The sequence below is a fragment of the Cucumibacter marinus DSM 18995 genome, assembly GCF_000429865.1.
In the GTDB taxonomy this organism is placed as follows: domain Bacteria; phylum Pseudomonadota; class Alphaproteobacteria; order Rhizobiales; family Devosiaceae; genus Cucumibacter; species Cucumibacter marinus.
The window spans coordinates 397,667-422,964 of sequence record NZ_AUCR01000001.1 but is presented as its reverse complement, the minus strand read 5'-3'; the positions used below and the strand labels follow the sequence as shown (position 1 = coordinate 422,964).

Genomic DNA, 25,298 nt, shown 5'->3' with positions numbered 1-25,298 from the left:
CAGGGCGCGTTTCCCGCGCCACCGGACCGCAGGAAGCCGGAAATCATGTTCGACATCAAATGGATTCGTGCCAATCCCGAGGCATTCGATGCGGCGATGGCGCGTCGCGGCGTGTCGCCCGTTGCCGCCAATCTGCTGGCGCTTGACGAAGACCGCCGCGAAACCGTTCAGGCCATGAACGATGCGCAGCAGCGCCAGAATGCCGCCTCCAAGGAAATCGGCAAGGCCAAGGCATCCGGTGATGAAGAGCGGGCGCAGGAAGTGATCCGCCAGGTCGCCGACCTCAAGTCGGAAGTTCAGGATCTCGAAGAGAAGTCGCGCCGGCGCGCCGAAGCGCTGGACGACGCGCTTTCGCTTCTGCCCAACATCCTGGCCGACGATGTGCCGGATGGGGCCGATGAGGATGACAATGTGGAGCGCCACAGGCATGGCGAGCCCAGGCGCTTCGACTTCAAGCCCAAAGAGCACTATGAGCTCGGAGAAGCGCTCGGTTTCATGGATTTCGAAACCGCTGCCAAGCTTGCCGGTTCGCGTTTCGTGGTGCTGCGCGGTCAACTCGCCCGCCTCGAACGGGCGCTCGGACAGTTCATGCTTGATTTGCACATCAACGAGCATGGTTTCACCGAGATCGTCGCTCCGCTCCTGGTGCGCGAAGAAGCGCTGTTCGGTACCGGGCAACTGCCCAAGTTCGCCGAAGATGCCTTTGTCACCACTGACAATCGCTGGCTGATCCCCACCTCGGAGGTTTCGCTGACCAATCTGGTGCGCGAAGCGATAACCGAAGGCGCGGACCTGCCCCTGCGTTTCACCTCGCTCACCCCGTGCTTCCGCTCCGAGGCCGGCTCCGCAGGCCGAGACACCCGCGGCATGCTGCGTCAGCACCAGTTCTACAAGGTCGAGATGGTGGCCATCACCACGCCAGACAAATCGGACGACGAACAGCTCCGGCTGCTCGACTGTGCCGAGGACGTGCTCAAGGCGCTCGAAATTCCCTATCGCGTGCTCACCCTTTGTGCGGGCGACACCGGCGCCTCCATGCGGCGCACGATCGACCTTGAGGCCTGGTTGCCGGGGCAGGACACCTATCGCGAGATCTCCTCGATCTCGACCGCTGGCGATTTCCAGGCGCGCCGCATGCAGGCCCGCTACCGCGATGCAGATGGCAAGGTGGATTACCTCCACACCCTCAATGGCTCCGGCATCGCTGTGGGCCGCGCGCTGATCGCGGTGATGGAAAACTATCAAAACGAGGATGGCTCGATTACCATTCCCGCAGTGCTGCGCCCCTATATGGGCGGAATGGAGAAGATCGGCCCGGCTCAATGAGTGACCAACCGCGTATCCTTTTGACCAATGACGATGGCGTCGACGCGCCCGGTCTGGCGCTGTTGCGCGAGATCGCGGATCATTTCTCAAAGGATGTGTGGGTCGTGGCGCCTGCGGAGAACCAGTCCGGTGCCGGGCATCGCTTCTCGCTGGGCTATGAGCTCGAACTCGACAGGCGCGAGGAGCGGGTCTACGCGCTCAACGGCACCCCGGCAGATTGTGTCGTCGGCGGCATCACGCATCTGATGAAGGACCACCGTCCCGACATCGTCCTGTCAGGTGTAAATCGGGGACAGAATGTCGGGGATCTCATTCACTGCTCGGGGACCGTCGCCGGAGCGCGGGAAGGGGCCCTTCAGGGTGCCCTCGGCATCGCCCTGAGTCAGGGCATGGATTTCAGCGCACCGCACAGTCTCAACTGGGAGGCGACCGAGCATCACGCCGTGGAGGTGGTCGAGACCATTCTCGAAGCGGCGAGCGGCACCGAGACCTATTTCAACGTCAACTTTCCGCGCTGCACACCGACGGAAGTAACCGGGGTGCGCATCGTCGCGCATCAGCGCTTTTCGCGGTCGCCGTTCGAGTTTTATCCCTCGGACAATGCAGGCAAGCACTTCGTCGCCGTTCTCGATGCACCGCATCCGCTCGACCCGGAGGCCGACTTCGCCAACCTGATCGACAATCACGCGATCACGGTGACCCCCCTGTTGCTGCAACAGACCGACCGCGAGGCGGCAACTGCGCTCGAGCGCCATTTCGCTGCCCGGCAGGGTCGGGGCGCCGCCTGACATGACCGGCGTGGACGAGCCCGAAGGGCACCGTCTGGCCTGTGCCCAGCTTATTCTCCGCCTTCGCCAATTCGGCGTGACCCACGCACCGCTCCTGCGCGCCATTGAGGCCACTCCGCACGAAGCCTTTGTGCCCGAAGAGTTCGCCGAACACGCCTATCGCGACGTTTCCCTGCCCATTGCCTGCGGCCAATCCATGACCTCGCCGGTGACCCTGGCACGCATGATCGACCTCATGGGCATTAACGGTGGTGTGAATTCGGTGCTCGAAATCGGCACAGGTTCGGGCTACGCCGCAGCGCTTTTGAGTAAACTTTCTCGCCGGGTTTTTACCATGGACCGGTACAGAACGCTTTTATCTCAAGCCGAAACGCGCTGGCAGACAATCGGCTGCGCCAACATTGTCGGCCTGCATGGTGACGGGTTCGAGGGCCTTGTCAGCCATGCCCCGTTCGACCGGATACTGGTGACCGGTTCGATCACTGAAGTCCCTGAAATCCTTATCGAACAGCTGGCTGACGACGGCGTGCTGGTGGCGCCGCTTGGCGAGCCGAACGAGCGTCAGATCCTCACCCGTTTCGAGCGCGTCGACGACACCGTGATCGAGCGAGAAGGGGGGCAAGTTCGCCTTTCAGCGCTGGTTCAAGGAAAATCCCGCGCACTTTAAGCTAGTTTTTACCTTAACGGCCCATGCTGTGCTCGAGTGAGTAGCTGAGTATGAGTGCCCCGATGCGTATGCGCGTGGTCGATCCGCGACTGAAGTCTTCAACCGCAATTGTAGCCACGATGGTCTTTGGCCTGGCGGTTTCCGGTTGCAGCACCACCTCGATGTTCTCCGGTTCCGATATCACCGGATCGACGCGAACGGCGTCGGCCGGCAATGTCAGTCAGCCCATGCCGGGCCAACTGACATCCGCACCGCAGGGGCCGTATGTGCCGCCTTCGGATGTCGGACCGCGATACCCGAACAACGTGGCGCCGAACCAGGTTGCGGCGCCCGTCGTGCAGTCGGCAGCCTTGCCGCCCGCTCAACCCAGTGCAACCAAGGGTACAACAACCATGAACCCGCAGACGTCTGTTGCCAGCGCCGCGCCGCGTCCCGCGACCCAGCCTGTGCCCAATTTGGCGACTGAACCCGCGTCGGTTGGCGGTTTCACGCACGTCATTGAATCCGGTGAATCGCTGTATGCGATCGCCCGCAAATATTCCGTCACGACCGACTCCATCGTGCACGCCAACGGGCTCGAATCCCCCGACAAGATCTTTGTCGGACAGCGCCTGACCATTCCGGGCAAGCAGGGCAATGCGCCCAAGCCGGTCCAGACTGCGTCTGCGGAGCCCAAACAGGCAGAGCCGGTCAAGCAATCCGCGCCGCAGCCCAAGCCTGTCGAGACCGATCCGGTCAAGACCGCCTCGGTCAGCCCGGCGCCGGCACCCGCGCAGCAGCCCTTGGGCTCCGCGCCTGCCGCTTCGAGCGCAGACAATTTCCGCTGGCCCGTACAGGGACGCCTGATCGTCGACTTCAAGTCGTCCAAGGGCACCGGCATCAATATCGAAGCGCCAGAAGGCGCAATGATCCGCGCCGCTGAAAACGGCACCGTGATCTACACGGGCAACACCGTTGAAGGTTATGGCAATCTGGTGCTTATCCGGCACGCGAACGGCTTCGTGTCCGCCTATGCGCACCTCAAGGATATTGCGGTCCAGAAGGGCCAGGCGGTCAACCGCGGCGACAATATCGGCTCTGCCGGTATGACCGGCTCGGTGACCCGTCCGCAGCTCCACTTCGAGCTGCGCAAAGGGGCGACCCCGGTCGACCCGGTTCCTCTTCTGGCTGGCTGAACCTCCAACTTTACCAGCAGATCGGGCGGTCAGGCGATTTCAGTTGCCTGACCGTTTTCGCCTGCGATCTGGCGAATGAACTGGATCGCGACACGGCCCGACCGGGCACCGCGTGTGGCCGCCCATTCGATCGCGCGGGCCCGCAATTCCTCTTCCGGCAACGTCAGGCCGAAATGCTCCGCATAGCCGTGCACCATCGCCAGATAGGTGTCCTGGTCGCAATTGTGGAAACCCAGCCACAGCCCGAACCGGTCTGAAAGCGATACCTTCTCCTCGATCGCCTCGCCGGGATTGATAGCTGTCGCGCGCTCATTGTCGATCATATCGCGCGGCATCAGGTGCCGGCGGTTCGACGTAGCATAGAACAATACATTCGCCGGCCGGCCTTCGAGCCCGCCATCGAGAATGGTCTTGAGCGATTTGTAGGTCGCCTCACCCTGATCGAAAGACAGATCGTCGCAGAACACGATGAATCGGCTTTTGGTGGCTGCCAGGGTCTTCATAAGGGCAGGGAGCGTTTCTATATCCTCTCGATGGATCTCGATCAGCTTGAGCGCGGAGATATCCCGGTCGCCAAGCGCATTCACATGCGCGTGGACAGCCTTGACGAGCGAGCTCTTGCCCATGCCGCGCGCACCCCACAAAAGGGCGTTGTTCGCCCCCATGCCGCGCGCGAATTGCTCCGTGTTTTGAAGCAGTTGATCGGATACTGCGTCGATCCCCTTCAAAAGACTCAGATTTACCCGGTTCACCCGCGCCACCGGCTTGAGGCTGCCGGTCGCACCCTCCCAGACGAAGGCCTCGGCGGCATCGAAGTCCGGCGCGGCGCGTTCGGCGCGCCCGCTCAAGACCGCGAGCGAGGCGGCGATATCGTTCAGCGTTTCAGCGATTCCATCCGGAAATTCGGGTTTTGTCATGGTTTATCAGTCTGTTATCTCGACGGGGGAATGGCTTTGCAATCCAGTTGACCCGCTTGTATAGTCCGCCGCGATTTCCGGAACGGATGCATCAATCGAGCCTTGCGGCACTTATGGATGAAACCGCTCGGCTTTGACAAGTTGACCCCAGGAGAGCTTTTCGATGTTTGTCACTCCAGCTTATGCGCAGGCGGGCGGCGCCGGCGCCATGGATATTTTCAGCGGCCTTTTGCCGATCCTGCTGATTATCCCGATTTTCTACTTTCTGATTATCCGGCCGCAGCAGCGCCGCGCCAAGGAGCATCAGAACATGCTCAACGCGATTTCGCGCGGTGACACCGTCGTGACCTCCGGCGGCATTGTGGGCAAGGTTGTCCGCGTCAAGGAAGACGCCGACATCGAGCTCGAGATTGCCGAGAACGTACGGGTCAAGGTCGTCCGCGGCATGATTGCCGACGTGCGTTCCAAGCCGGCCCCGGCGAACGAAAACAAGAACTGAGCGACTTCCCCGACCGTTCACAGGCCTTCCTGACCCATGCTGCAATCCTCGCCGATCCGTTCGATCCTCATTCTGCTCGTCACGCTTCTGGGTGTGCTCTTCACGGTGCCGAACCTGTTCGACGCCAAGACAGTGGAGACATGGCCTGACTGGATGCCCAATCGCCAGATTGTGCTCGGCCTCGATCTGCAGGGCGGTTCGCACCTGCTTTTGCAGGTCAACCGTGAGGGGATCACAACCGAACGGTTGGGCGAATTGCGGCGTGAGGCGCGCACGATTCTCGCCAATGAGAATGGCATCGGCAACGTCATCACCACCGAAGGTCAGACCCTGACCATCGAGTTGACCGACCCTGTTCGCATTGATGAGGCCCGCAACGCGCTCGAGGAACTGGTCAACACCGTCCAGGCCTCCGCGCTGTCCCTCGGCACGGTGCAGGAAACGGTTCTGTCGGGGACCGATGATGGCAAGCTCACCCTGACCCTCACCGATGAGGGGATCGATGCGCAGCTTTCCTCGATCGTCAGCCAATCGATCGAAGTGATCCGCAATCGTATCGACGAACTCGGCACCACCGAGCCGACAATCCAGCGTCAGGGCAATGACCGCATTCTTGTGCAGGTGCCGGGTTTCGACGATTCGGCCCGCCTCAAGGAAATCATCTCCAAGACCGCGCGCCTGACCTTCCACCTTGTTTATCCGGGCATGACACCGGAACAGGCGAGGGCCCGTGGTCTGCCCGAGGGCACGATGATCCTGCCGTCCGACGATGGTGGCGAGGAACTGCTCTACGAAGACGTGGCTATCGGCGGCGAAAGCCTGCAGGACGCTCAACCGAGCTTTGATTCCCGCACCTCGCAGCCCGTTGTGACCTTCCGCTTCGATACCCGGGGCAGTATCAAGTTTGCCGAGATCACCTCGCAGAACGTGAACCGCCGTTTTGCCATCGTGCTCGACGGCACGGTGATCACCGCGCCGAATATCATTCAGCCGATCACCGGCGGGTCAGGCCAGATCCAGGGCAGCTTCACACCCGAGAGCGCCACCGACCTTGCCGTGCTTCTGCGTGCCGGTTCGCTGCCCGCGAGCCTCGATATCATCGAGGAGCGCTCCGTCGGCCCGAGCCTGGGCGCGGACAGCGTCGCCGCCGGCCAGCTCGCTGCCGTTGTCGGCACGCTCGCCGTCATCGTCTTCATGATCATCGCCTACGGCCTGTTCGGGGTGTTTGCCACCATCTCGCTGGTGGTCAACCTGGTACTGTTGCTGGGGGCGCTGTCATTGCTTGGCGCCACACTTACCCTGCCGGGTATTGCCGGTATCGTGCTGACCATCGGTATGGCCGTTGACGCCAATGTGCTGATCTATGAGCGCATACGCGAGGAGAGGGCGGCCGGACGAAACGTCGTTCAGGCGCTCGAGGCGGGCTTCCAGCGCGCCATCGCGACCATTGTCGACGCTAACGTCACCACCCTGATCGCAGCCATCATCCTGTTCTTCCTCGGTTCCGGCCCGATCCGCGGATTCGCCGTGACCCTGGCTATCGGTATCGTCACGACCCTGTTCACGGCCTATCTGCTGACGCGGTTCATGATCGCCCGCTGGTACAGGATGCGCCGCCCCAAGGAACTCAAGCTGCGCCTGCTGTCCCTGATTCCGGATGGTACCAAGGTGCCCTTCATGAAGTGGCGTGTCGGTGCCTTTATCGGTTCGGGCCTGCTGATCATTGCTTCGATGGGCCTGTTCGGCACCACCGGGCTCAATCTCGGCATCGACTTCAAGGGCGGTTCCGCCATCGAGATCCAGTCGCAGTCCGGCCCTGCTGATATCGGCGCGGTGCGCGAACAGTTGTCCGGGCTCGACCTCGGCGATGTCGCCGTGCAGGGCTTTGGCACGCCTGAAGACGTGCTGATCCGTATCGAGGCCCAGCCGGGCGGCGATGCCGCGCAGCAGGAGGCCGTGACCAAGGTCACCACCGCTGTCGAGGATGCGGGCTACAATGTCCGCCGCACAGAGGTGGTCGGCCCGACCGTGTCCGGCGAACTGGCCCAGACCGGCACGATTGCCGTCGTCGTCGCCATTGTCGCCGTGCTGGCCTATATCTGGCTGCGCTTCGAGTGGCAGTTTGCCGTCGGCGCCGTCATGGCCCTGGTGCATGACGTAGCGCTCACCATCGGCATGTTCGCGATCACGGGATTCGAGTTCAACCTTGCCTCCATTGCGGCCATTCTCACCATCGTCGGCTATTCGTTGAACGATACCGTGGTGGTCTATGACCGCGTGCGCGAAAACCTGCGCAAGTTCCGCAAGATGTCGATTCCCGACCTGTTGACGATGTCGATCAACCAGACCCTGTCGCGCACGATCCTGACCTCGTTCACCACCATCCTGGCGTTGCTCTCGCTGGTGGTCTTCGGCGGCGAAGTGATCCGCAGCTTCACCGTGGCGATGACCTGGGGTGTGGTCGTGGGGACCTATTCCTCGATCTTCATCGCGGCCCCGCTTCTGATCTACTTCAAGCTGGCCGCCCGGGAAGAAAAGCCCAAGGCCGAAAAACGGGCGGACGGCGCAGCCGTATAGGCGATTTGAATGCCCGGACCAGTTCGCGACGGCCATTACCCCTATCAGGCGCCCATCGATGCCTATGGCAATGGTGGGTTCCGCTTTGCCGACATGTCGCATCGCGGCTCGCTGTTGTGCCTGCCGTCGGGCATGCACGCCTGGGAAGTGTCCGAACCGGCGGGAATATCGGAATCATCACTTTCAGCGCCGCTCGCAAGTGATTCTGAAATCGAGGTTTTCTTTCTCGGCACCGGTGAGGACATCGTCTTTCTCGATCCCGCCATCCGGGCTCTGTTTTCCGAGCGCGGCATCATCGTCGAGCCGATGAGCACCGGCGCCGCCGTGCGCACCTACAACGTCATGCTGGGCGAAAAGCGCCCGGTCGGCGCGGGACTGATCGCGGTGGAACGGGCGAAGCGGTGAGCGTCCACCCCGACAGCTACGGCCTCGCCACCGCGGCGCTCAAACAGCTCGATGGCGACCGCTACATCGCCTCCCTGGTGCTCCCGGAACCGGCCCGTGCCCATATCCAGGCCTTGTGGGCCTTTGCTGCCGAACTGGCCGCGGTGCGCGGCCGGGTCACCGAACCCGCGCCGGGCGAGATCCGCCTGCAGTGGTGGGCCGATGCGCTCGAAGGAACCGAGCACGGCGCCGTGCGCGCCAATCCGGTCGCCGATGCGCTGTTCGATACCATCGAGACATTCGGGCTCTCCACCGTGCCTCTGATGCGCATGGTCAATGCCCGCCGCTTCGATCTTTATGACGATCCGATGCCGGATCTCGGCCAGGCCGAGGGTTATGCGGGCGAAACCGCTTCGATCCTCTATCACTACGCCGCGATGATCCTGAACGGGGGACGTGAGCCGCAATCCGGCGATGCCGCCGGTCACCTCGGCGTCGCTGACAGCCTGAGCCTGCATCTGCGCGCCATGCCGGCGGACTTGGCGGCAGGCCGGCTGATGCTGCCTCACGACCTTCTCACCCGGCATGGTGTGACCGAAAGCCAGCTTTTCGCAGGGTCGATGACCGAGGGCCTTGGCGATGCGCTCGCTGAACTTCGGTCCATCGCGACAGATCACCTGGAAGAGGCCCGCACCGCGATTGTCTTGCTTCCTCGCGAAATCCGGCCCGCTTTTGCCGCAATTGCCTTGATTGATAAGCGCTTGAAGGCTCTGGAACGGCACCGCCAGACACCGTTCGCGCTCTATCCGGCGGGCGCGGATTGGCGAAAGATCGCTGCTGTGCTGTTCTGGGCCATGAAAAGCCAGAAATAGGCATCGCGCGGATCCTGGCCGGCGAGCCTGGGTGAGGGGTTACCGTGGCCATTTCCTACCGTCTTGACCGGCTTGCACCGGACGTGACCGAAACCGTGACGCGGTTCCCGGTGGCGGTCCTGTTCGCGCTGGCCCTGACCCTGACCGCAATCCTGACGGCCAATGACTGGCTCATTGCCGGCGATCGCGATGCCATGCGGCGCCTGGCTTTCGGCTTCGCGGCAGGCGGCTTCATGGCGGTCGCCGGGCGCCTGGTGGCGGAAAACCTGCGCCTGACCGGGGCGAGGGGCATTGCGCTCAGCCTGTTTCCCGCGATCCTGGTTTTCGGCCTGTTCCAGATCGATGACAGTACTTGGGTCGTGCCCGGCGCCCTGGCGGCTGCGGTCCTGCTCATGCTGTCGACGGCACCCGGGCTGTTCGACCGCGCCCGGGGCGGTCGCGAAGACGCTCAGGACCGGTTCTGGTGGATCAACCACCGCGCCATCATCTCCGGCGCCATCGCCGGGGTCGCTGTTGCGCTTGTCCTGCTTGGCCTGTTCGCCATCCATCAGGCACTCAGCCTGCTCTTCGGCATCGATATCGACGATCTGATCGGCAACTGGCTGATGCCGCTGACCTTGTTCCTGTTCGCGCCGCTTTACTGGTTGTCGACGATTCCGCGCCTTGCCGATTACGAACCGCTCGATCTCACTGAACCGGATTTCCTGTCCCGCGCCATCGGCTTTCTGGGGCAGTTCGTGCTCACCCCGCTGCTGTTCGCCTATGCGCTGATCCTTCTGGCCTATGCCATCCAGATCGCGGTCACCCGCACCTTCCCGGAAGGTATTGTGGGCTGGCTGGTGCTGACCTTCGTGGTTACCGGCGCTGCCAACTGGCTGGTCCTGCATCCCGAGTTCATGCGCGAGAAACCGCTCGTCCGCTGGTTCCGCCGGCTCTGGCCCTTGCTGACCGTCATCCCGCTCGGTCTGTTCGCATGGGGCGTCTATGACCGCATTGCGGCCTATGGGCTGACCCCGGAGCGCGTGGTGCTGGTCTTGGGTGGCGTCTGGGCCGTGCTGGTCACGCTCGCCTTTCTTCTGCCCTTCACCCGCGACATTCGCCTGATCCCGGGCCTTGCAGCGATCTTGTTGCTCCTTGGTGCCGTCGGTCCGCAAAATGTCGAGAACCTGTCCCGCATCAACCAGCTCGACCGGCTCGAGGCAGCGCTTGCAGCAGAATCGATGGACGAAGAAACAGCGGCAACCGCCCGCGGTGCCATCTTCTTTCTCATGGGCAGCGCTGAAGGACGCCGCACCCTCGATACGGTGTTAGCCGAGCGGGATGTGTCACTGCCCGCCACGGGGGATTCCCTGTCGAGGACCAGCGCGTTCGACTACATGGAGGCCTTGTCGATCCCGCGCGCACCCGACCAGCCCGTGCCCGACCGAATTGCCCGCGTCGATGCCGGCACTGCCAGCGTTCCCGTGGATGTCAGCGCCACGCCGCTCTATCTCGGGCGCCTGCAGCTGTCCGCAAGGGCCAGCGCCGACTATCCCGGCCTCACCCTGCGCCACACCGGCAATACCTTGCATTTCGCCAGCGCCCGGGGCGAAGCCGAACAAACGCTCGACCTGACAGGCTGGCTTACTCGCCAGACGGGAGACACGGTGGTTGATCCGGCTCTGCCCTTCACGCTGGAGGGCCGCGATTTCCTGATTGTCGTCAACGATATGAGCTACCGCCGGCCCGATGCCGGCGAAACCCCCGCCGAACTGCTTTGGCTCAACGGCAGCGTCTTCGCCGAACCGGTGCGGGAATAAAGGTTGTTGTTTGCCCAGCCCGCCGGCGTGACGCAATAGAATGTCCGGGACGACCTGGGAAGATGCAACCCAGCGCCCTCACCCCGAGGTGCGAAGCGGTGCTGAGCCTCGAAGGGCGAGGGCGTCCTTCGAGGGTCGCGCCGGTGGCGCTCCCGCCTCAGGATGAGGCCAGTATGTGTTGCGGCGCAGTACAAACATACCGCGCCGTCCCGGCCTTGAGCCGGGACCTCGTTAGAAATGATCTTGGCCCCGGATCAAGTCCGGGGCGGCCCGAAATACCTGGCGAGGGAAAAGGAGGACGAGAGAGGGCGCAGCCCGAATGAGGACCCCGGCGCACTTTTGCGCCGCGGCGTCGCAGGCGCAGTGGAGGTCACAGCGACCAGCGTCGTGACCGGAGCGGTGCGCGCCGTGAGACAAAGAGAGAGCCGGGACCTCCTGTAAAGTTGTCTAGGCCACGGATCAGCCCCCCGGGCGTGAGGCAGTCAAATTCGCGAGCATCCATGATGGGATGCCACGCGGGAGCCGCGTGCGCCCAGTGAGTACCGCCGAACTACATGTGATGCCTCATGGACCCTCGGGTCTTACCCGCCTCGCGCCGGCGGGCTGCCCGAGGGTGACGAGGAGGGAAGTAGCGCCCAAATCTCCACCCTCACCCTGAGCTGGTCGAAGGGCGAACCACGAAGGGCGAGAGCGTGCGCAGAAATCCTCTACAACCAGCCCGCAATGTCAGAGAGCGCCCGGCTGGTGATCGCCTTCTTCTTGGCCATGGCCTTGTCCTTGCCGCGCCAGCGTTTGACGCCCTCCGGCTTCACCAGCGTCACCTCCGGGAAGAGCCCAAAATTGACATTCATCGGCTGGAACGATTTCACGCCATTGGCTTCATCGGCCAGATGGCCACCGGTGATGTGATGGATCAGCGCCCCGAGCGCTGTGGTCGATGGCGGCGGGGGCAGGGGCGTGCCGGCCCGGTCTGCTGCGGCCATGCGACCGGCAACAAGTCCGAGTCCCGCGCTCTCCACATAGCCCTCGACGCCGGTAACCTGGCCGGCAAAGCGCAGCCGTGGCATGGCCTTGAGCCGCAGATCGGCGCCCAGCAGTTTCGGCGAATTGAGGAAGGTGTTGCGGTGAACCCCGCCCAGCCGGGCGAATTTCGCCTCTTCGAGACCCGGGATCTTGCGCAATATGTCGGCCTGTTCGCCATATTTGAGCCGGGTCTGGAACCCGACAATATTCCACAGCGTCCCGAGCGCATTGTCCTGCCGCAGCTGCACCACTGCATAGGGCGGATTGTCCGGATCGCGCGGATTGGTCAGCCCGACCGGTTTCATGGGACCGAAACGCGGGGTCTGCCGGCCGCGCTTGGCCATCACCTCGATGGGCAGGCACCCGTCGAAATAGGGGATGTTTTCCCATTCGTTGAGTTCATGCTCCTGACCCTCGATCAACCCGTCGATGAAGGCGTTGTACTGGTCTTCGTTCATCGGGCAGTTGAGATAATCGGAGCCGGTCCCGCCCGGGCCGGGCTTGTCGTAACGCGACTGGGCCCAGACGATGTCCATGTTGATCGAGTCTTTGTAGACGATGGGCGCGATAGCGTCGAAAAACGCCAGCGATTCCTCGCCCGTCAGCTCCAGAATCGCGGCCGCCAGCGCATCCGAGGTGAGGGGGCCGGTGGCGATGATGACGTGCTTCCAGTCCTCGGGCGGCAGCCCGGCCACTTCGCCACGATCGATGGTGATGTTCGGATGGCCGGAGACGGCCTGTGTGACCGCCTCGGAAAAACCGACACGGTCGACCGCCAGTGCACCGCCCGCGGGCACCTGGTGAGCATCGGCGCATTTCATGATGATCGAATTGCCGCGCCGCATTTCTTCGTGCAGCAGACCGACGGCATTGTGCTCATGATCGTCGGAGCGCAGCGAATTCGAGCAGACGAGTTCGGCAAAGTGGTCGGTCTGGTGGGCGTGGGTTTCACGCACCGTCCGCATTTCGTGAAGGATGACCGGCGCGCCGGCTTCCGCCGCCTGCCAGGCGGCTTCCGAGCCGGCAAGTCCGCCGCCAATGACGTGAATGGGATCCATTACGCTTCGCTTTCAAAGACGCGCCGGTGGCGGGGCCACCGGCTGATTTGCGCCTGCTATACGCAATGGGGGCGGGACGGCACAAGCGCAGTGTGCCGCCGCCGTGCATCGATCGGACCGAATTCAGGCCGCTTCGCGGCGGTCATGCCGACCTTCAAGAATCTCTTCGGCAATCTTGTTGCAGAAATCCTCGAGATCGCCGGGGTTCCGGCTGGTCACAAGGCCCTGATCGGCGATGACCGGATGGTCGTTCCAGTGTCCGCCTGCATTGATCACATCGGTTCGGATCGAGGGATAGGAGGTGACCTTGCGGTCCTTGACGAGACCGGCTTCGATCAGAAGCCAGGGTGCGTGGCACACCGCTGCCACCACCTTGCCTTCGCTCCAGAATGTCTGGATGAGGGTGATCACCTTGTCGTTGAGCCGCAACACGTCGGGATTGATTTGCCCGCCGGGCAGAACCACGGCGTCATAGTCGCGCGGTGCGACCTGGTCGATGGTCTTGTCAACCGGTTCCGACTGGGCCCAGTCGCCGTGGGACCAGCCGCGGATGACGCCCGGTTCGGGCGCGGCAACATGGACGTCGGCACCGGCATCGCTGAGCCTGTCGCGCGGTTGGGTCAACTCGGAGTGTTCGAATCCGTCGGTCGCGATGATCACGACCTTCTTGTTGCTGAGATCCTTCATGGGAAATCTCCTTGGTTCGTTTGCTGAGGGACAAACGCTGCCCCCGGCCGGCCCGTTCCTTCGCGTTGCGAATTGGGGCAAGTTGAGCCCAGACCTACAGCTTTTGAATCGAATCCCTTCCGATTGGAGATATTGCCGTGACCAGCCAGATTACACTTTGGGGGCGCAAGACCTCTGCCAATGTCCAGAAGGTCCTCTGGACGCTCGCCGAACTCGATCTCGACTATGTACGTGTCGATATCGGGGGCAAGTTCGGCGGCAACGACCTGCCGGACTATCGCGCGATGAACCCGAACGGGCTGGTTCCCGCCTTGCGCGACGGCGATCTGATCATGTGGGAGAGCAATGCCATCGTCCGCTACCTCGCGGCGAGCTACGGCAAGGGCACACTATGGCCGGAAAGCCCGGTGGAGCGGGCGCTGGTGGACCAATGGGCAGACTGGTCATGCTCGACCTTTCAGCCGGCCTGGCTCAATATCTTTCTCAACCTGGTGCGGGTGCCTGCGGAAAAGCGCGATCAGGCAAAAGTCGATGCCTGCGTCGCGGCCACCGTCAAGGCGTTCGAGGTCATGCAGACCCAGCTCGCGCGCACGCCCTATCTGGCCGGGGACCGCCTGACTTATGCCGATATCGTCGCCGGCGCAGGGCTCTATCGTTGGGAGACCATGGAGATCGATCGTCCCGCGCTTCCGCATATCGAGGCCTGGCATGCCCGGTTGAAAGAGCGCCAGGCTTTCCGCGACAGCGTCGAGATCGACTATTCGGAGCTCAGGGCCTCCTGACCACCGGGATCTTGCGATATCCGCACACCGTCCCGGCCCCGAGCCGGGACCTTATGATGTTGCTATTCAGCCTCGAAAATCGACCGCACAGCGTCAGCATGGGCGTTGACCGCGTCGATATTCTCCTGGGGCGGACGTGAGGCACCCATGGCGTCCGAGGCCGCGGTGATCTGCTCGATCATCATGGTCTTCTGCTCGTCGGTCAGGCCTGGGTTGTTCTGAACCTGCTCGATGGCGGCGGCCATCTGCTGGTCCATGGCGCCGCCCTGTTCGGCCCAGGCATAGGCCTGGGTCACCGCACTCATCGTCTGCAGCCATTCCATGAACCCGGAGAACCCGTGCGGCTCAATGACGGCATTGATGCGATTCTGCGCATCCTCATAGGCCATGAAGCCGATAAAGGCGGCGGCAGGCGATTCCTCGTCCATGGTTTCGGTGTCGAACTCGGTCTCGAGCTGCTGCGTGAGCGCCCGGACTTCCGGATAGGATGCAACGAAGTTTTGCACGATGTCGGGGGTGAGGCTGGCGATTGGAACGCCAGGGGCCTGCGCCAGGGCGGTCGAGACGCCGGTAACCGGCGTGATGGCCGGCAGGGCCGATGAAAAACTGGCAAGGGCGATGGCGGCGGTAGCAGCGAGGCGTGCGAACATGGCGGCGTCCTTTCCGGAAAACTGAAGCAAGGAAGGTGGCAGCACGCCGAATATCGGTCAAGCGGGTGAAAACACGCCTGAAAAAAGAAAACACCCGCGCTCTAGAAGAGGGCGGGTGTTCGAAGGTCTTGCCGCTGGTGGGCTTGGCAGCCGTCCGACGGGTTAGATCCGTTCGGCATGGTCACGTGCCACGTAGCGGATATCGCCGCGGGAAATGCCGAGGTCGTTCAGCTGACGGTCGTCGAGGCTTTCGAGCTCGCGCACGGTACGGCGGAAGGTGTTCCAGCGGCGGAAGCTATCACGAATGCTCATGTAGATTCTCCTTGAATGGGGTTAGGGTGTAGGCCGTCCGTTAGACGCGGGCGGCCTGGTTGCGTGCCACAAAGCGGATTTCGCCGCGGGTCAGGCCCAGATCGTGCAGTGCACGGTCATCAAGGCTTTCGAGTTCGCGGACGGTGCGGCGGAAGGAATTCCACTTGCGGAAGCTAGCTGCGATGTTCATCGGTCTTCTCCATTGCTGACAGCGCTGAGATAGTGCCGATGGAGGGGAATGAGCAGAGGGGTAAATCGCAAGCCGCCCATGCATTTTTTGCATGGCAAATTAACGAATCCTTGCGTCACAGCCCCCGCGCCGAAAGCAATGCAGATCGCCGGCCTGCATCTCGAAAATCGCGTTCCTGGGAATCCCCAGATCGTCACAGGCCAGCCGGATATCGATATCGATCTCCCGCACTGCCTGCTTAACGTCCAGATATTGCCGCATTTTTGCCGCCTGCCGGTTCATCGCCCTGCCTCTTGAATGATGAAAGACAACACGAGAATCCTAGGGGCGTTCGCCCGGCGCTGCTATGCAGCCATGTGCAGGATCGATATGCGCCTGACGCATGCAGACACGCAAAAACGGTCACAAAATACCCGTAAACCCGGTGGGATGGATTCATGGCCCCCCATGCGCTCAGCGCAACCCGCTGAAATCGGCACATGAAAAAGGCGGCCACGCGGACCGCCTTCGCATCCAAGCCGCAGAGGGATAGGCGTTATTCTGCCGCCGAGGCCACCCCGTCGCGCCGATCCAGCAGTTCCTTGAGGAATTTGCCGGTATAGGAGCGCGGCTCCTCGACGATATCCTCGGGCCGGCCAATCGCCACGATCTCGCCGCCGCCATCCCCGCCTTCGGGACCAAGGTCGATGATCCAGTCTGCGGTCTTGATGACCTCGAGATTGTGCTCGATGACCAGCACCGTGTTCCCGGTCTCCACCAGCTCGTGCAGCACCTCGAGCAACTTGGCCACATCGTGAAAATGCAGGCCGGTTGTCGGCTCGTCCAGCAGGTAGAGCGTTCGCCCTGTCGCGCGCTTCGAAAGCTCCTTGGAGAGCTTGACCCGCTGCGCCTCGCCGCCTGACAGGGTTGTTGCCGGCTGCCCGACCTTCACGTAACCGAGGCCGACGCGCTGCAGCGTCTTCATCTTGTCGCGGATCGCGGGCACGGCGGAGAAGAACTCGACGGCTTCATCGACTGTCATGTCGAGCACATCGGAGATCGATTTGCCCTTGAACTCGACCTCGAGCGTCTCGCGATTGTAGCGCTTGCCCTTGCAGACATCGCAGGTGACGTAGACGTCCGGCAGGAAGTGCATCTCGATCTTGATGACGCCATCGCCCTGGCACGCCTCGCAGCGCCCGCCCTTGACGTTGAAGGAGAAGCGACCCGGCGCATATCCACGCGCCTTGGCCTCCGGCAGCCCGGCGAACCACTCGCGGATCGGCGTGAAAGCCCCGGTATAGGTCGCCGGGTTCGACCGCGGCGTCCGCCCGATCGGGGACTGGTCGATATCGATGATCTTGTCGAGGAATTCGAGACCGGCCAGCGTTTCATAGGGGGCAGGGTGCACCCGCGCCCCATTCAGCTTGCGGGCAATCGCCTGGTAGAGCGTATCGATGATCAGGGTCGACTTGCCGCCGCCCGACACCCCGGTCACGGCGATGAACGTGCCCAGCGGCACATCGACAGAGACATCCTTGAGGTTGTTGCCGGTCGCACCGGTCAGGCTCAACCGCCGGGTCTTCGAAATGTCGCGCCGTTCGGCTGGCACCGCGATTGCCTTGCGGCCGCTCAGATATTGCCCGGTCAGGCTGTCGGGATGCGCCAGAATGTCCTCCGGCCTGCCTTCGGCGACGATCTGCCCGCCATGCACGCCGGCACCCGGCCCGATATCGACCACATGGTCCGCGGTCAGGATCGCGTCTTCGTCATGCTCGACCACGATCACCGTATTGCCGAGATCCCGCAGCCGCCTCAGCGTTTCCAACAGCCGCGCATTATCGCGCTGATGCAGCCCGATCGAAGGTTCGTCGAGCACGTAGAGAACACCGGTCAGCCCGGACCCGATCTGGCTCGCCAGCCGGATGCGCTGGCTTTCGCCGCCCGAAAGAGATCCGGAGTTCCGGCTCAGCGTGAGATAGTCGAGCCCGACATCGTTGAGGAAGCTCAGCCGCTCGCGGATCTCCTTGAGAATGCGTTCGCCGATTTCGCGCTGGGTGTCGTTGAGTTCGGCAGGCAGGGCCTCGAACCATTCATGCGCGCCCTTGATCGACATGGCCGAGACCTGGCCCACATGCAGCCCGGCGATCTTGACGGCCAGCGCTTCGGGCTTCAGCCGGTAGCCGTCGCATGCCTCGCAAGGCGCGGCGGACATATACTTCTCGATCTCCTCGCGCATACCCGCGCTTTCGGTTTCGCGGAAACGGCGGGTGAGATTGCCGATCACCCCTTCAAAGGGTTTGGAGGTCTTGTAGGAGCGCAAGCCGTCGTCATAGACGAAGTCGATCTTTTTCCCGTCCGTGCCGTAGAGCACAGCAATCCGCACCTCCGTCGGCAATTCAGCCCATGGCGTCGCGGTGCTGGCACCGAAATGCTTGCACACGGCCTCGAGCGTCTGCTGGTAATAGGGAGCGGAGGTGCGCGACCAGGGCACGATGGCGCCCTTTTTAAGGCTCAGCGTTTCGTCCGGCACCACCAGCTCGGGGTCGATCTGGGTTTCGCTACCCAACCCGTCGCAGACCGGGCAGGCACCGAACGGGTTGTTGAACGAGAACAGGCGCGGCTCGATCTCGGCAATGGTGAAGCCGGAAACCGGGCAAGCGAACTTCTCCGAAAAGATCAGGCGCGCGGGTTCGCCATTGTCCTCGGTCTTGTCGGCGAACTCGGCGATGGCAATACCGTCGGTCAGCCGCAAGGCGGTCTCGAAACTGTCGGCAAGCCGCGACTGCATGTCGGGCCCGACAACGATTCGGTCGACCACCACTTCGATGTCGTGCTTGATCTTCTTGTCGAGGGCAGGGGCGTCGGGGATCTCGTGGAATTCTCCGTCGATCTTGACCCGCTGAAAGCCCTTTTTCATCAGCTCGGCGAGTTCCTTGCGGTATTCGCCCTTGCGGCCCCGCACGATCGGCGCCAGCAGATAGAGCCTCGTTCCTTCTTCGAGCTCCAGCACCTTGTCGACCATCTGGGTGACCGTCTGGCTTTCGATCGGCAGGCCCGTGGCCGGCGAATAGGGAATGCCGACGCGCGCGAAAAGCAGGCGCATATAGTCGTAGATCTCGGTGACCGTGCCCACGGTCGAGCGCGGATTGCGCGAGGTGGTCTTCTGCTCGATGGAGATGGCGGGGCTCAGCCCTTCAATGCTCTCGACATCGGGCTTTTGCATCATTTCAAGGAACTGGCGCGCATAGGCCGAAAGCGATTCGACATAGCGGCGCTGGCCCTCTGCATAGATGGTGTCGAAGGCGAGCGAGGATTTGCCCGAGCCGGAAAGCCCCGTCATCACGATCAACTGGTCGCGCGGCAGGGTCAGGTCCACGGATTTGAGATTGTGCTCCTTGGCCCCGCGAATGACGATCTCGCGGTTCAGCGGCGACGGTGTAGGCCGGGTCGATGACATGAGCCGGGTAATCCTTGAAACGGGCTGTGTACGGGATACGCAACGCGGCGGCATCGGACCACCGTGAAACGTCCGGGCCTTATGTAGGCATTCGGCGTGCTATGCGGTACCGAGAACATAAAAAGAACGCAAGCCCCGATGTCAAGCGGATCACCGGACAACCCCTGACATGCTCTGCCATGCCGACGGCAGGGGCGGGTGAGAAGCTGAATATGATCAAGGACATGGGCCGGCAGGCATTGCCCGGCGCTTCGCTCCGGCCGAGGCGGGAATCCATGTGAGTTAGCGGCATAGCGCTGGTGGCGAAGGGGTTGGCGCATGGGCCTCAACAATGACCACCAGCCGCTCCGTGCTTGCTCGGCCTCCGAGCCGGGACCTCGATGATCAATCCCATGGCCTCCGGATCAAGTCCGGGGCGGCACGGAGGGGAAGCACGCGCCCCGAGTTCAGGACGAGGACAGTGCTCGTGCTGTCGTCTTGAAATGCCGCCCTGCGCTAGTGCCCGCCGGCGCGGGAATGACGATAAGGGAAAGGCGGATTCCGTGTTTCTGCCAGCCTACCGCAACAACTGGCCGCGTTCCTTGAGGAGTTCGCGTTCGCCTTCGCTGGCGAGCTTTTCGTCCCATTCCTGCAGCATGGCCTTGGAGAGGACCGCCCAGACCTCGGGGAAGAACGCGAGAATGATCATCGGGACATAGCCGAGCGGCAGCATGGGCGCCTTGCCACCATTCTGTTCGAGCTCCCAATAGGGCTTGGTCGCGAAGGTGTGGTGGTTCGAGTGCAGCGGCAGATTGTAGAACATGCCGGTCGAAACGCGGCGGTGGCTGTCCCAGCTGTGGCGCGGTTCAACCCGGGTGCCGGGCACGCGGACCAGCCCGTAATGTTCGATATAGTTGACGGTCTCGAGATAGAACTTGCCGATGAAGGCGGCGAGGAAGGCCCACAGGATGCCGATAGGCCCGGCAAAGATGACGAACAGCGCGATGGTGCCCAAGGTCATCAGCTGGCCGCGCCAGAAGCGATTGTTGAAAAACAAATCCTTCTTGCCGCGGCGTTCGAGCCGCGCCCTTTCGAACCCATAGGCAGACAGGATCTGTCCCCAGGTCGAGCGGAAGACGAAAACGCCGATATACTCCCCGCGTTTGGCTGTCGCCGGGTCCTGCTCTGTCGCCACATGCTTGTGGTGGCCATAGACATGCTCGATGGCGAAGCCGGTATCCCAGGTGAAAGCCAGAAGCCAGCGGCCCATGAGATAGTCGAGCGTCTGCCCGGTACGGTGCACAAGCTCGTGGGCAACAATGACCCCGCCCATGCCATAAAGAACGCCGAGCCCCATGATCCCGCCAAGCGTGCTCCAGAAACCGGTAGCCACGCGCGCCGCCGCCGGATCAAAGCCGATGGCATAGAGCACAGTATCGATGAACCAGAACCCGTCGGTGACCGTGTTGAGGCACACAACGGTCATCAGCACCGACAGGGGAAGCGTCAAAAGCAGCTGGAGATTGAGATACCAGGCCGGGGGAAGATCCTCGCGATTACCGGCATCGCCCACCCATTCCTCGACCATGCCGCCGAAGAAATAGGCCGTGGCGACCGTGAACCACATCCAGCCGCCGCCCACAGCCATCGCGATAGTCGAGAAGATGAAGAACAGGTTCATCGTCGAATACCGGACGGTGTTGAACGCGCGGCGCGCCAACAACGGCTTCCTGTCGGGAGATGTGGTCGTCGAACTCATCTGGTTCCATTCCTGGCTTGGGACCGGTGCTTCGGACCGGTCACGGCCGCCGAATTACCGGTGCCGGGTCGGCCCTGTCCTGCCGCAGATTGCGCCTCGGCGCAAGCTGCAACAGAACCGCTTTTTGTCTCCTGACGGGGTCAGATCGGGGCGAAAAGAATGGGCCAGCCTTGACACGGGATCGGGCAAATGGAACATAAAGAGAACAAAAACATGTGCGCCGAAAACGCTGTGGATGATCGGGTTTGCCCGGGCAAAGCCGCGTTTTCCCCCTTATGATGCGCGCAAAACAGACGGACATGGCAGGGCCCCGTGGCCCGGCGAAAGGAATTCGATATGTCAGGCAGCGTAAACAAGGTCATCCTCATCGGCAATCTGGGGGCCGACCCCGAAGTGCGCCAGACCCAGGACGGCCGTCCCATCGTCAATCTGCGGGTGGCGACTTCCGAGCGCTGGAAAGACCGCAATTCGGGTGAGCAGCGCGAGCGCACCGAGTGGCATAGGGTCGTGATCTTCAATGAGGGGCTGGCACGGATTGCCGAGCAGTATCTGCGCAAGGGATCCAAGGTTTACCTCGAAGGCCAGCTGCAGACGCGGAAATGGGAAGACCAGTCCGGTCAGGAGCGCTACTCGACCGAAGTGGTGCTGCAGGGCTTCAATTCGTCGCTGACCATGCTCGACAGCCGCGGTGAAGGCGGCGGTGGCAACTTTGGCGGCGGCGGTGGCGGCAATTTCGGCGGAGGTGGTTCGCGCCCGGCCGGCGGTGGCGGCGGTGGCAATGCCCCGAGCTTCGACACCGGCGATGTCGACGACGATATCCCGTTCTGATGCGATTTCCGGTCGGTTCCACGACCGGGACGGTTTTTGGCGCGGCGGCCCTTTTGCTTGCTCTGGCTGCCGCGCCCTCCGCCCTTGCCGGGGAGGCGGACATACGTGATGCCTCGGCAAGCCGGGAGCCGGACGGCACCTGGCGCATTTCCGCAACCATCGCCCATGCCGATACGGGCTGGGACCACTATGCCGACAGGTTCGAGGTGCTCGCACCCGACGGCACCGTGCTCGGAACCCGCGTCCTGTTGCACCCCCATGTCACCGAACAGCCCTTCACCCGGTCACTGACCGGCCTCGACATTCCTGACGGCGTGTCCGAGATCGTAGTGCGCGCCCATGACAGCGTGCATGGTTATGGCGGCACTCAACTCGTCGTGACGTTGCCGGCGGAATAGGCGCAACAAAAAAGGCCGGCACAATGGCCGGCCTTGATCATGATCCCTGGCACCGCGAGCAAGCCTATTGCTTTACCGCGTTTTCGAACGGTGAACCGGTGTCCGCTTCACCAGGAAACGCTCTAGCGCCGGGCAAACGGGACAGAAGCGGTGGTGACCCCGCCGGTGTCCTTGTTGCGCAGGTTGAGGTTGAGCGCGATGGCGCCGTCATCCAGCGCCAGGCTGGCATCGACGTCGAACTTGGCGTCGTTTTCTGCGGTGTAGTCGCGCAGCTGGAATACCAGCGACTGGCCGCGGCGTTCGCCGACAGCGGTACCGGTGAAGCTGCCCGCATTGACGATCGCTTCATACTGGTCTGCGCTCTGGTTATAGGCGAGGGTACCCCCGACCTTCACCACCACGCTCGCCAGCGAGCAGCGCGAATCCACATGGATGCGAATCCGGTCGGCATCCTTGACGTCCATGCGGCACTGGATGCTTTCGGGGTTCTCCTGATCGGCGAAATGCGCCGATCCGCGGCCGATCCACTTGCCCACATAGGCTTTGATCAGCGCCACATCCTCTTCGGCGGCCTGGGCCGGTGCAGCAATGCTGGCCATCGCGCCAAGCGCGAGAATGCCGGCTACTGCGGCATTACGGGCCGTCTTGAACGAAATCATCAATTCTTTCCTCCGACTTTTCCGAATATCCGCCCCCCGGCGACCAACACAGCCGGCAATATGAAAAGATCGCCGATCAGCGCAAGAACGAGTGTGAGTACGGTTAGCGTACCAAAAAGTGCAACTTGTGGCAGCGCCGAAAACATAACGACCGAACAGCCGACGCACAGGATCAGCGTGGTCGCTACCAGTGCCGGCCCCACACGCACCAGCGTGCGGTCGACCGCCTCGACTGCATCGAGCCCTTCGTCCCGCGCCCGCTTATAATGGGCCAGGAAGTGGATCGTGTCATCCACCGCGATACCGAAGGCGATCGTCAAGGAGATGACGGTCGTGATCTGCAGCCCCGTACCGGATATCCACAAATAGAACTCGGTACCCAGGATCGGCAGAAAGTTCGGCACGATGGAGACGACGGCCACCTTCCAGGAGCGGAAGGCGAGCCCGATCACCCCGATCGCGACGATCACGGCGATTGTCAGCCCGTTCTGCAGCGACTGGATCATGTCGACGCTGGCGAAGGCCGACAACACCCGGAACCCGGCTACCTTCGCGCCCTCGACCCCCGATTCTTCGAGTAGTCGTTCGGCCTCGATCACCTGTTCGCGGATATCGGTCGAGGAGGACGAGGTCGGCGTGAAGGCGGTCACCAGCGCCATCTGGCCATCATCGGTGATGAAGCGGCGTTTGAGGAAGGGCCCCACAGCATCGAAGATCTGGTCGCGCGTGAACCCGGAATCCGAATAGTGCGAGAAGCTCGCTGCGGAGATCACCTTGTTCTCCCCGAACACGCTCTCGGCAATGTCGTGGACCGTCTGGATGGTCTCGAAATCCTTGTCGGTCACATCGGCGACGGCGTCTTCGAGCGGCACCGAAATATAGATCGGCGACACCCCGCCCACGCCTTGGTCGATATCCTTGGAAGTCTCGAGCGCCTGGCTGTTGGACGGCAGGTAGTCGCGGAACGAGAAGCGCGGTTCGATGGTCAGGTGCGGGTAGAGCAGCAGAACCGTCAGCACGATGCCGAGCGCGGCCAGGAATTTGTAGCCGCGATTGGTCGCGAACTGTGCGACCGGGATGATCGCCGTCACCGCGACCGAGGGGCTGCGTACGCCCTTGAACCCGAGCTTGAGCGCCAGCATCAGCACGAGCGGCAGGAAGGTCACCAGTGCCACGAAGGCGATGATCACCGCAATCGCGCCGGAGGCGGCGAATTCCTGGATGCCCTGGCCCTGGGTGAGCAGCAGCGAGGAGAAGGCGATCAGAGTTGTGATCGAGGTCAGCGCACAGGCCGGGCTGACGCGTTCCACCGTCATGCGGATGGCCTTGTGCGGGTCTTCACCCTCGTTCCACAGCCTCAGCCAGTAGAAACAGAAATACAGGCTCTCCGCGAAGGCGATCACCAGCACCAGCGCCGTCACGATATTGGTGAGGAAGGTGAACGAACCGAAGACCGTGGTCACCACACCGATAACCCAGAAAACCGAGATGAACGGCGCCGTTGTGGCAATCACCGCGCTCCAGAAAGAGCGGAACACCACGAGCGCGATCAGGAAGCCGAGCCCCATGCCGATCGAGGTGAACTTGACCTGGTCCTGCAGGCTCGCATCGAGCAATTCCTTGGTCCAGATCGGCGGGCCGGTGATCTGCAGCGTGTAATCGGGGCTGTCGTAATAGGCGACAAGCTCCTCAAGGCTTTCGATCATGTCGGTCTCGTTCCACACCGAGCCCACTTCGCTCGCCGGGAACATGATCAGGACCATGCCCTTGTTGTCCTCGAGGATGAGGTTGCGCATCATCGGGTCGTTTTCGCGCAGATCGTTGAGCGCGGCGGCCACTTCCTCGGACGTCTGCATATTCTCCGGCACCGCGGGCACCGTTGTGCCCGGATCTTCCGTCGGTTTACGCAGGGAGAAAGGGGACAGCGTCCCCACCGCATATTCGTTGAGAGCCAGATCGAGCGCGATGGTGCGGATTTCCTCCAGCACCTCGGGATCGGTCAGCTTGTCGGAATGTACGAGCAGGTAGAAGTCGTTCTCGAACGTGCCGAACGTGTCACGCAGTTCCTCGTAGTTCTCGAACTGCTCCCCCGAACCGCTATACATCCTGAGCAGATTGCCGTCGGTCGACATCTGCGGGACCATGTAGAAGCAGAAAGCGGTAAACGCGAGCACAAGTGCACCCGCCACCTTGGGATATTTGAGGGTGATAAACCCAAGGCGCTCAAGCCCAAAACCGATCGACAAAATGCTCGCTCCGCTCCAACCCGGGGGTTTTCGGTGCTTTACCGGCTTGTCGCCGGTGACGCAAGCCCGCGACGACCCGCTCGCCTAGATGTCAACGCGTGTTTTCAGGCGTTTCCGCCCGACCATGCGACACCACTGCACCGCGAAAATGACACTTTGTGTGACACAAATGTGGATGGTGCAGCCGAATGCCCGCAAATCCCCGCTAAAAGTGGTATCGCCTGCCGGAATCGCTTAGAACCGATGCCAACGTGACGAGCAACGAAAACACACTGTGACAGACA

23 protein-coding genes are annotated in these 25,298 nt (G+C 62.4%); 12 read left to right on the top strand and 11 right to left on the bottom strand.

Annotated elements, in window-relative coordinates:
- The first annotated feature begins 45 nt into the window (after nt 1–45).
- The 4 genes from serS to G489_RS18720 are packed head-to-tail and all read left to right on the top strand — an operon-like array spanning nt 46 to nt 3,956.
- Nucleotides 46–1,326: a serine--tRNA ligase gene (gene serS, locus G489_RS0102210; protein WP_029040142.1), complete on the top strand. Its 1,281-nt coding sequence runs from the start codon at nt 46–48 to the stop codon at nt 1,324–1,326.
- Complete coding sequence (gene surE / locus G489_RS18725; protein WP_051332212.1) at nt 1,323–2,114, top strand: 5'/3'-nucleotidase SurE; 792 nt, start codon at nt 1,323–1,325, stop codon at nt 2,112–2,114. The genes serS and surE overlap by 4 nt, the downstream gene beginning before the upstream one ends.
- A gap of 1 nt (nt 2,115) precedes the next feature.
- Nucleotides 2,116–2,781, top strand: coding sequence for a protein-L-isoaspartate(D-aspartate) O-methyltransferase (locus tag G489_RS0102200; protein WP_029040141.1), 666 nt, complete (start codon nt 2,116–2,118; stop codon nt 2,779–2,781).
- A 50-nt stretch (nt 2,782–2,831) separates the two neighbouring features.
- Nucleotides 2,832–3,956, top strand: a complete 1,125-nt coding sequence (locus G489_RS18720) for a M23 family metallopeptidase (RefSeq protein WP_081691354.1) — start codon at nt 2,832–2,834, stop codon at nt 3,954–3,956.
- 29 nt (nt 3,957–3,985) lie between these two features.
- On the opposite strand, the gene G489_RS0102190 is transcribed toward G489_RS18720, so the two are convergent.
- The gene (locus G489_RS0102190) at nt 3,986–4,873 is read right to left on the bottom strand and encodes an ATP-binding protein (RefSeq protein ID WP_029040140.1); all 888 of its coding nucleotides are present in this window, start codon (nt 4,871–4,873) and stop codon (nt 3,986–3,988) included.
- A 163-nt stretch (nt 4,874–5,036) separates the two neighbouring features.
- Here G489_RS0102190 and yajC point away from each other — a divergent pair, with 163 nt between their 5' ends.
- From yajC to G489_RS0102165, 5 genes are read left to right on the top strand one after another with little or no spacing between them, the layout of a single operon-like run.
- The gene (gene yajC, locus G489_RS0102185; protein WP_029040139.1) at nt 5,037–5,372 is read left to right on the top strand and encodes a preprotein translocase subunit YajC; all 336 of its coding nucleotides are present in this window, start codon (nt 5,037–5,039) and stop codon (nt 5,370–5,372) included.
- Nucleotides 5,373–5,408: 36 nt separating this feature from the next.
- Complete coding sequence (gene secD, locus G489_RS0102180) at nt 5,409–7,949, top strand: protein translocase subunit SecD (RefSeq protein ID WP_029040138.1); 2,541 nt, start codon at nt 5,409–5,411, stop codon at nt 7,947–7,949.
- A 9-nt stretch (nt 7,950–7,958) separates the two neighbouring features.
- On the top strand, nt 7,959–8,354 hold the full coding sequence (locus tag G489_RS0102175; protein ID WP_029040137.1) for an Mth938-like domain-containing protein: 396 nt from the start codon (nt 7,959–7,961) through the stop codon (nt 8,352–8,354).
- Nucleotides 8,351–9,205, top strand: a complete 855-nt coding sequence (locus G489_RS18715; protein ID WP_051332210.1) for a phytoene/squalene synthase family protein — start codon at nt 8,351–8,353, stop codon at nt 9,203–9,205. Before G489_RS0102175 ends, G489_RS18715 begins: the two co-directional genes overlap by 4 nt.
- 44 nt (nt 9,206–9,249) lie before the next feature.
- Nucleotides 9,250–11,004 carry a DUF4153 domain-containing protein gene (locus tag G489_RS0102165; protein ID WP_029040136.1) on the top strand — a complete coding sequence of 585 codons (1,755 nt, stop codon included), beginning with the start codon at nt 9,250–9,252 and terminating at the stop codon, nt 11,002–11,004.
- A gap of 707 nt (nt 11,005–11,711) precedes the next feature.
- Here the strand turns inward: G489_RS0102165 and trmFO are convergent.
- Both trmFO and G489_RS0102150 read right to left on the bottom strand, forming a co-directional pair.
- The gene (gene trmFO, locus G489_RS0102155; protein WP_029040134.1) at nt 11,712–13,085 is read right to left on the bottom strand and encodes a methylenetetrahydrofolate--tRNA-(uracil(54)-C(5))-methyltransferase (FADH(2)-oxidizing) TrmFO; all 1,374 of its coding nucleotides are present in this window, start codon (nt 13,083–13,085) and stop codon (nt 11,712–11,714) included.
- A 123-nt stretch (nt 13,086–13,208) separates the two neighbouring features.
- A complete protein-coding gene (locus tag G489_RS0102150) occupies nt 13,209–13,772 on the bottom strand; it encodes a type 1 glutamine amidotransferase domain-containing protein (protein WP_029040133.1) in 564 nt (187 codons plus the stop codon).
- 137 nt (nt 13,773–13,909) lie between these two features.
- Here G489_RS0102150 and G489_RS0102145 point away from each other — a divergent pair, with 137 nt between their 5' ends.
- Nucleotides 13,910–14,554 carry a glutathione S-transferase family protein gene (locus tag G489_RS0102145; RefSeq protein WP_051332209.1) on the top strand — a complete coding sequence of 215 codons (645 nt, stop codon included), beginning with the start codon at nt 13,910–13,912 and terminating at the stop codon, nt 14,552–14,554.
- A gap of 62 nt (nt 14,555–14,616) precedes the next feature.
- On the opposite strand, the gene G489_RS0102140 is transcribed toward G489_RS0102145, so the two are convergent.
- The 6 genes from G489_RS0102140 to G489_RS18710 all read right to left on the bottom strand — a co-directional run bounded on the left by G489_RS0102140 (nt 14,617) and on the right by G489_RS18710 (nt 20,883).
- On the bottom strand, nt 14,617–15,204 hold the full coding sequence (locus G489_RS0102140; protein ID WP_029040131.1) for a hypothetical protein: 588 nt from the start codon (nt 15,202–15,204) through the stop codon (nt 14,617–14,619).
- A gap of 162 nt (nt 15,205–15,366) precedes the next feature.
- Nucleotides 15,367–15,516, bottom strand: coding sequence for a DUF1127 domain-containing protein (locus G489_RS22170; protein WP_081691353.1), 150 nt, complete (start codon nt 15,514–15,516; stop codon nt 15,367–15,369).
- Between the two features lie 40 nt (nt 15,517–15,556).
- Complete coding sequence (locus G489_RS22165) at nt 15,557–15,706, bottom strand: DUF1127 domain-containing protein (RefSeq protein ID WP_081691352.1); 150 nt, start codon at nt 15,704–15,706, stop codon at nt 15,557–15,559.
- 99 nt (nt 15,707–15,805) lie between these two features.
- Entirely contained in the window at nt 15,806–15,967 is a 162-nt protein-coding gene (locus G489_RS0102125; protein WP_155889286.1) for a hypothetical protein, read from the bottom strand.
- Nucleotides 15,968–16,241: 274 nt separating this feature from the next.
- Nucleotides 16,242–19,145, bottom strand: coding sequence for an excinuclease ABC subunit UvrA (gene uvrA / locus G489_RS0102120; RefSeq protein WP_051332208.1), 2,904 nt, complete (start codon nt 19,143–19,145; stop codon nt 16,242–16,244).
- A 556-nt stretch (nt 19,146–19,701) separates the two neighbouring features.
- Nucleotides 19,702–20,883, bottom strand: a complete 1,182-nt coding sequence (locus G489_RS18710) for an alkane 1-monooxygenase (RefSeq protein ID WP_081691351.1) — start codon at nt 20,881–20,883, stop codon at nt 19,702–19,704.
- 336 nt (nt 20,884–21,219) lie between these two features.
- On the opposite strand from G489_RS18710, the gene G489_RS0102105 reads away from it, so the two are divergent.
- Together G489_RS0102105 and G489_RS0102100 are read left to right on the top strand one after the other, a co-directional pair.
- Nucleotides 21,220–21,711, top strand: coding sequence for a single-stranded DNA-binding protein (locus G489_RS0102105; RefSeq protein WP_029040127.1), 492 nt, complete (start codon nt 21,220–21,222; stop codon nt 21,709–21,711).
- Nucleotides 21,711–22,109, top strand: coding sequence for a hypothetical protein (locus G489_RS0102100; RefSeq protein ID WP_051332206.1), 399 nt, complete (start codon nt 21,711–21,713; stop codon nt 22,107–22,109). The genes G489_RS0102105 and G489_RS0102100 overlap by 1 nt, the downstream gene beginning before the upstream one ends.
- Nucleotides 22,110–22,231: 122 nt before the next feature.
- Here the strand turns inward: G489_RS0102100 and G489_RS0102095 are convergent, their stop codons facing one another.
- Together G489_RS0102095 and G489_RS0102090 are read right to left on the bottom strand one after the other, a co-directional pair.
- Complete coding sequence (locus tag G489_RS0102095) at nt 22,232–22,768, bottom strand: hypothetical protein (protein WP_029040125.1); 537 nt, start codon at nt 22,766–22,768, stop codon at nt 22,232–22,234.
- Nucleotides 22,768–25,014, bottom strand: a complete 2,247-nt coding sequence (locus tag G489_RS0102090; RefSeq protein ID WP_029040124.1) for an efflux RND transporter permease subunit — start codon at nt 25,012–25,014, stop codon at nt 22,768–22,770. The genes G489_RS0102095 and G489_RS0102090 overlap by 1 nt, the downstream gene beginning before the upstream one ends.
- Nucleotides 25,015–25,298 lie beyond the last annotated feature (284 nt).

Excerpts from the sequence above, each read along its gene's own strand:
- serS (WP_029040142.1), top strand. The coding sequence starts at position 46 with ATGTTCGACATCAAATGGATTCGTGCCAATCCCGAGGCATTCGATGCG.
- G489_RS0102150 (WP_029040133.1), bottom strand. The coding sequence starts at position 13,772 with ATGAAGGATCTCAGCAACAAGAAGGTCGTGATCATCGCGACCGACGGA.
- trmFO (WP_029040134.1), bottom strand. The coding sequence starts at position 13,085 with ATGGATCCCATTCACGTCATTGGCGGCGGACTTGCCGGCTCGGAAGCC.
- G489_RS0102175 (WP_029040137.1), top strand. The coding sequence starts at position 7,959 with ATGCCCGGACCAGTTCGCGACGGCCATTACCCCTATCAGGCGCCCATC.
- surE (WP_051332212.1), top strand. The coding sequence starts at position 1,323 with ATGAGTGACCAACCGCGTATCCTTTTGACCAATGACGATGGCGTCGAC.
- yajC (WP_029040139.1), top strand. The coding sequence starts at position 5,037 with ATGTTTGTCACTCCAGCTTATGCGCAGGCGGGCGGCGCCGGCGCCATG.
- secD (WP_029040138.1), top strand. The coding sequence starts at position 5,409 with ATGCTGCAATCCTCGCCGATCCGTTCGATCCTCATTCTGCTCGTCACG.
- G489_RS0102140 (WP_029040131.1), bottom strand. The coding sequence starts at position 15,204 with ATGTTCGCACGCCTCGCTGCTACCGCCGCCATCGCCCTTGCCAGTTTT.
- uvrA (WP_051332208.1), bottom strand. The coding sequence starts at position 19,145 with ATGTCATCGACCCGGCCTACACCGTCGCCGCTGAACCGCGAGATCGTC.
- G489_RS0102100 (WP_051332206.1), top strand. The coding sequence starts at position 21,711 with ATGCGATTTCCGGTCGGTTCCACGACCGGGACGGTTTTTGGCGCGGCG.
- G489_RS18720 (WP_081691354.1), top strand. The coding sequence starts at position 2,832 with ATGAGTGCCCCGATGCGTATGCGCGTGGTCGATCCGCGACTGAAGTCT.
- G489_RS0102200 (WP_029040141.1), top strand. The coding sequence starts at position 2,116 with ATGACCGGCGTGGACGAGCCCGAAGGGCACCGTCTGGCCTGTGCCCAG.
- G489_RS22165 (WP_081691352.1), bottom strand. The coding sequence starts at position 15,706 with ATGAACATCGCAGCTAGCTTCCGCAAGTGGAATTCCTTCCGCCGCACC.
- G489_RS18710 (WP_081691351.1), bottom strand. The coding sequence starts at position 20,883 with ATGAGTTCGACGACCACATCTCCCGACAGGAAGCCGTTGTTGGCGCGC.
- G489_RS0102190 (WP_029040140.1), bottom strand. The coding sequence starts at position 4,873 with ATGACAAAACCCGAATTTCCGGATGGAATCGCTGAAACGCTGAACGAT.
- G489_RS0102125 (WP_155889286.1), bottom strand. The coding sequence starts at position 15,967 with ATGCGGCAATATCTGGACGTTAAGCAGGCAGTGCGGGAGATCGATATC.
- G489_RS0102105 (WP_029040127.1), top strand. The coding sequence starts at position 21,220 with ATGTCAGGCAGCGTAAACAAGGTCATCCTCATCGGCAATCTGGGGGCC.
- G489_RS22170 (WP_081691353.1), bottom strand. The coding sequence starts at position 15,516 with ATGAGCATTCGTGATAGCTTCCGCCGCTGGAACACCTTCCGCCGTACC.
- G489_RS0102095 (WP_029040125.1), bottom strand. The coding sequence starts at position 22,768 with ATGATTTCGTTCAAGACGGCCCGTAATGCCGCAGTAGCCGGCATTCTC.